This window comes from Kitasatospora sp. NPDC001175 (assembly GCF_053598215.1).
Window position 1 is genome coordinate 1 of record NZ_JBSFJU010000157.1, and the last position, 5183, is coordinate 5183.

The following is a 5183-nucleotide window of genomic DNA, read 5'->3' on the forward strand; positions in this document are numbered from 1 at the left end:
ATAACCCAGAGGTCGCAGGTTCAAATCCTGTCCCCGCTACTACCAAGGCCGGGGCCAGCGCACGAGTGCGCTGGCCCCGGCCTTGTCCGCTGGTCGGCCGCCGGACCGTGAAGCCGCGGTTGCCGGGTCAGGTCGGGCCGGGGCGGCGGTGTTGGGGCTGCGCCGCCACCCGGCTTCACGCCCTCGCCTACCGCCGCAAGGACGAAGGCAACCAGCAGGTCAAGAGTCACCGTGGGCAGCGAGGGCCGGCTGGTCCGCCGACACGTCTCATCTCGCTGCCCAATGATGCTGCCGCCGGCACCGGCCGTATCACCGCGGCCACGGACCCGAAGTCAGTCTGCCGGGTCGAGGACTTGGTTCAGCCGGCCGAGCAGAGCCGCTCTCTGGTTTTCGTTATCGGGATCCGGCCCGGCGGTCTCCTGGAGGGCGGCGCGAACGACGCGTCGGCGAGGAGCGAAGGCGGATCCGTGAGTAGTGAGTTCTAGACCGTGGTGATCGATGCGGTGGCGTCCGAGTCGGGAGCTGCGGACGGTGGCCGGTCGGGGGTGTCGCGGCACGGTCGGGGGCGTGGTCGGCGGCGGGCCGCGAGGCGGCCGCGTCGGCTGACGACGGTGGCCGGGGTGATGGGGCTGGTGGCGATCACGGGTGGGGCGTTCTCGGAAGACGATCCGCCGCGGCCGGGGTGTTGTCACCGGAGGGCGGCGCCACGTCCGTTTCCTCGGCTCAGCCGACCAGTACGCCGGGCCAGGCGGTCACCGCGACCGCGACGGCGAGTGCCGCGGCGACCCCGACGGCGACCAGCACGCCCACCGGCACGCCGAGCGGCACGACCACCGTACCCGTGCCGGATCTGCAGGAGCTGACACAGGTCGTCGATCCGGCCGCCGACTTCGTGGACCTGACCATCCTGCGACTCGGCCTGACCGCGCGGCCAGGTGCTGTGAGGCGGCCAGGTGCGGTGGCGGGAGCAGCAGCGGGAGGCCGGCGAGGAGTCCCTCAACCGGTACCAGAGTGTGCTGGTGCCCGGCGCAGTGCGGGCAGTTCCGGATGTGCCTGGCGATGCGCTTGCGCCACAGTACGGCGGGCTTGCCGTCCCAGGCGGTGGTGTGCGCCGATCCTCCGACCCGACCCGGACCACGCCGCATCCGCCCCGTCGGTCTCGGTCACACTCGCACCCCCGGCGGCAGCCCCCACCACGCCGTCTCCCATACAACCGCCCGCCACCGAGTCCCCGTCCCCGGCTGTTGGTCAGGGTTCGGCGTTGAGGTATTCGAATCCGCAGGCGCCGCAGGTGTACCCCCATGGGTCGTCGTCCTGGCCGGGCTCTCCGCAGTGGATGCAGGGGTATGGCCCCAGGCGTAGCCGGCCTTGACGAGCCGGTCCCAGCCGATGCCCGTCACAGCTTCCCGGTAGGCGACTGTGTCGGCCACGGCTCGGCGCGCGTAGTCCTGCTCGATGGTCATGACCCGCACCTCCGTCCCACCTCCAGGATTGCGTTCCCGGGCTCTACGCGACCCGGACGGCCTGGTCACAGCGGGGGCGGACCCGGTCGCGGAGTTCGGGCTGCCACCAGCGCTGGCCAGGCCTGCTCGGCTGCCACGGGTAGGTGACCATTTCGGTGGTGTCGATCCCACAGGCGGTGAGCGGGCCCGGGTCGCCGGGCACGTCCGGGGCGGACGGCGCCGCGTGGACCATCACCAGGTCAGGTGAGCCGGGGTTCTCCAGGACGACGATGACGCTCACCATCCCAGCCTCGGCGCACCGCGGGTGGCCCGCATCCGGGCCCAGCCAGCTGGACATGGGTGCCCTATGCCGCGCCTGTCGGCCCGCGGTCGTCGATGTGGTTGAGCTGGGTGCGGGCGTCGACGCGGTCCTCGACGGGCAGGGCGGCCGACATCGCTACGCGGCTGATGCTGATCTATGAGGACGGAAGGACTGCGCTGTCCCCGGCTGTCCCCGAGTCCTCACGGACGAACGCGGATGATCGTCTTCCCCTGGCGTCGCTCGGTCGGGTTGAGGGCGGCGACGGCATCGTCGAGGGTCGCGACGTCGCCGATGTTCGTCCGCAGCCGTCCGTCCCGCACCCGCTGGACGATCTCACCCAGTTGGGCACGATCGGACTCGACAACGAAGTCGATCGCCAGGCCGTGGGCGGTCCGCGCCTCAGGCGGCCCAACGATGGTTACCAGTGTTCCTCCGGCCCGGATCAGGCCTGCGGATCGCTTCTGGATGTCGCCGCCGATGACATCGAAGACCAGGTCGACTTCGCCGACGTCTTCCAGGGTGTCGTTGTCGAGGTCGACGAACTCCATTGCGCCGAAGTCGAGTGCCTTCTGACGGTCAGCGGCACGTCCGGTGCCGATGACGTAGGCGCCGGCCTCTCGTGCGAGCTGCGTCACCATCGTCCCGACTGCGCCGGCCGCGCCGTGCGCGAGTACGCTCTGCCCCGCCTGGAGGTGGCTGTGCTGGAACAGGCCCTGCCACGCGGTGAGGCCTGAGATCGGCAGGCTCGCGCCCACGGTGAAGTCGACGTCGCCCGGCAACGGCGCGAGGTTGCGTGCCTCGACGGCCGCGTACTCGGCGAGGGTGCCGTCGCGATGCCAGTCGGTGAGGCCGAACACTCGCTGTCCCACCGAGAGACCCGTCGTGCCGTAGCCGAGGGCGGTGACCACTCCGGCCAGCTCATGTCCGGGGATCGACGGTGTTCGGTCGCGGTCGAGGCGATCGGTCCAGGTCGAGGGCCACGCCATCTCGGTCGGGACGAATCCCGACGCATGAATCTGAACGGCGACATCGTTTATCGCCGGCTCCGGCTCGGGCCGCTCCGTCAGCGTCATCCCGGCCGTTCCTGCGGCTTGGTCCGTCACCACGATCGCCTTCATGGGAATTGTCTCCTCGGTCATGTGTCTCTTTGGTGGTTGCGGGGATGGCCACGTGTTGCTCACGGACGAACGCGGATGATCGTCCGCCCGCTGATCCGCTCGGTCGGATTGAAGGCGGTGACGGCATCTCGGCCGGGACCGGTCGCGGCCGTCACGGTCACCGGAATCGACACCAGGCTGAAGGTGATCGAGAGCTTCGCGATCGCGTTCGACATCGTCAGCCTCCAGGTCCGGTCCTCGTCACGTCCCGCCCCTGTTGGATGCCTACCCATCCTGACCTGCGGCGACCGGGCTTTCAGAGGATGGCAGCGACCTGCCCGAGCCGCGCTGGCAATGGGTGGAGATCCGCATCGGCGGGCCAGTGGCGCCTGCACCAGGGATCGCACCGACCTGTCACTGCCCTTGGCCCTCGCGGCAGGGCCGGCTGACGCGACGCCCGCGACCTGGTCCGCCGCCATCAACCTGCCCGACCTCGGACTGGCCGCAGTCATCGGCCACGGCATCCCGATGAACCGCCTCCTCCTGGTCGACGAACCCGGCGAACACCTCCCCGAAGTCGTCGCCGCCCTCGCCCCGGTCTGCGACGTCCTCCTGGTCCGACCGCACACCTGGCTGCAGCCCCGCACCACCGCCCGCCTAGCCGCCCACCTCCGTCGGACCGGTTCGGTTCTCCTCTCCCACGGCCCATGGCCCGACGGCGCCCAACTGCACCTGCACATCACTGCGGCAGCCTGGTCCGGCCTCGGCAGTGGGTACGGTCAGCTTCTGCATCGCCGGGTGACGGAGCGAGCGAGCGGGCGGGGCAGCGCGTCGCGCCCAAGGACGGCTGACCTGCTGCTTCCGGATGAGAGCGGCCGGGTCGGAGTTCCGATGACGGGAGCTGGGGCACAACCGGTGTCCGGCGATGTCGCGGTGTGATGTCGCAACCGGCCTACTGCCGGTGCACGCAACGTTCAGCCATCACCCGATCGCGCCCCAGGCGCCCCGAAGGGGGGCCAGGGTTGACCGGAGCCACCAACGCGCCTGTCGCCAAGGCCCGTGCGGCGACGACTGCGGGCGGGCGAGGGCCCGATTGCCAAGCCGGAGCAGACCCGCTGACCGCTGCCAGCAGTGAGGTGGCCGCTCGACGTACCCGGGGCCGACCATGGCGGACCGGTGGCGAACGTGGGCTGTGGCCCGGGACACGTCACCGCCCACCTGCACGAGTTGGGTCTCGACGCCTTCGGTGTCGACCTTTCACCCGTGATGATCGACGTTCTCGGCGTGACCATCCCAGCCTGCGGTTCGAGGTGGGCTCGATGACGGACCTCGATCTTGCCGACGAGTCGGTCGCTGGCCTGCCCGCCTTTTGGTCGCTGATTCACGTCCCCGACGATGCGGTTCCCGCGGTCTTCGGTCACTTCCGGCGGGTGTTGCGTCCTGGCGGACCGCTACTGCTCGGCTTTCACGTCGGCACCGAGTCGCGGCTGAAGACGCAGGGCTACGACGGTCACCCGATGAAGGTCCACGTCCACCGCCGCCAGCCTGACCAAGCGGCGGCCTGGCTGCGCGATGCTGGGTTGACGGTTGAGGCCCACATGCTGATCGAGCCCGACGAGAGTGTGCCGGGGGCGCTCCTTTTCGCGCGGTGCCCGCCTCTCGGCAGCGAAGTACATCCGAACCACGGCTCTCTGGCGGACCGTCACACGGTCTGAACACGAACGCACCGGACTCGGACACCACATCGAGACCCAAGAAGTGCCGTGATCCCTGAGCCAGGCATCCCCGAACCGTCTTGATGAACCTGACGCGCCGTAGGTCAGCGGCTCCGCGTTGGCGAAGTGCACGGAGAACGGACAGTAAGATCGCCGCCATGGGCTTTCGGGCGCCGGGAAACGCGGTTGACGGTGAGACGTCGGCGGGGCGGGTGTGCCGGGAGTGCGGGGAGCCGTTGGCGGTGAAGGCGACGGGGCGCCGTTCGCGGTACTGCGGGGAGTCGTGCGCGTCGAAGGCCTCGCGTCGGCGCCGGCAAGAGCGGCAGCACCCGGCCATCGCCAACGTCCTGGCCGCGTCCACTATCGCCGTCCCCGCCGACAAGGGAGTTGTTTCCCGGCGCCCGGAAAGCGCGGACGTCGACCTGTCGTCCGCGCAGGGGCCGGTCGCGGCCGCGCGGGACGCCGAACGCCTCGCGCTCCGGTTCCTCCAGCGCCTCGAACAGGTCCGCGCCGCGGGCGAGGACGGCGAGGATCCCCGCGCCAACGACGCGCTGGACGCGCTGGACGCACTGGAACGCGCCTTGGACGCGGTGCGGCACCAGGTGCC

The 5183-nt window shown here is 70.4% G+C and carries 6 protein-coding genes and 1 pseudogene; 3 read left to right on the forward strand and 4 right to left on the reverse strand.

Going from position 1 to position 5183, the window contains the following annotated elements; genetic code table 11:
* Nucleotides 1-723: 723 nt before the first annotated feature.
* The 4 genes from ACWDAK_RS40520 to ACWDAK_RS40535 all read right to left on the reverse strand — a co-directional run bounded on the left by ACWDAK_RS40520 (nt 724) and on the right by ACWDAK_RS40535 (nt 3097).
* Nucleotides 724-906: a hypothetical protein gene (locus ACWDAK_RS40520; RefSeq protein ID WP_344638826.1), complete on the reverse strand. Its 183-nt coding sequence runs from the start codon at nt 904-906 to the stop codon at nt 724-726.
* Nucleotides 907-1506: 600 nt separating this feature from the next.
* Nucleotides 1507-1800: a hypothetical protein gene (locus ACWDAK_RS40525; protein ID WP_427396279.1), complete on the reverse strand. Its 294-nt coding sequence runs from the start codon at nt 1798-1800 to the stop codon at nt 1507-1509.
* A 164-nt stretch (nt 1801-1964) separates the two neighbouring features.
* Complete coding sequence (locus ACWDAK_RS40530; protein WP_427396280.1) at nt 1965-2882, reverse strand: NADP-dependent oxidoreductase; 918 nt, start codon at nt 2880-2882, stop codon at nt 1965-1967.
* Between the two features lie 59 nt (nt 2883-2941).
* Nucleotides 2942-3097: a hypothetical protein gene (locus ACWDAK_RS40535; protein WP_344638829.1), complete on the reverse strand. Its 156-nt coding sequence runs from the start codon at nt 3095-3097 to the stop codon at nt 2942-2944.
* A gap of 187 nt (nt 3098-3284) precedes the next feature.
* Here ACWDAK_RS40535 and ACWDAK_RS40540 point away from each other — a divergent pair, with 187 nt between their 5' ends.
* The 3 genes and pseudogenes from ACWDAK_RS40540 to ACWDAK_RS40550 all read left to right on the forward strand — a co-directional run.
* Nucleotides 3285-3800: a hypothetical protein gene (locus ACWDAK_RS40540; protein ID WP_427396281.1), complete on the forward strand. Its 516-nt coding sequence runs from the start codon at nt 3285-3287 to the stop codon at nt 3798-3800.
* 246 nt (nt 3801-4046) lie between these two features.
* Nucleotides 4047-4576: pseudogene (locus ACWDAK_RS40545) on the forward strand (class I SAM-dependent methyltransferase).
* A gap of 242 nt (nt 4577-4818) precedes the next feature.
* Nucleotides 4819-5183 (forward strand): hypothetical protein (locus tag ACWDAK_RS40550; RefSeq protein ID WP_449806576.1); only part of this gene is annotated, 365 nt, incomplete at its 3' end.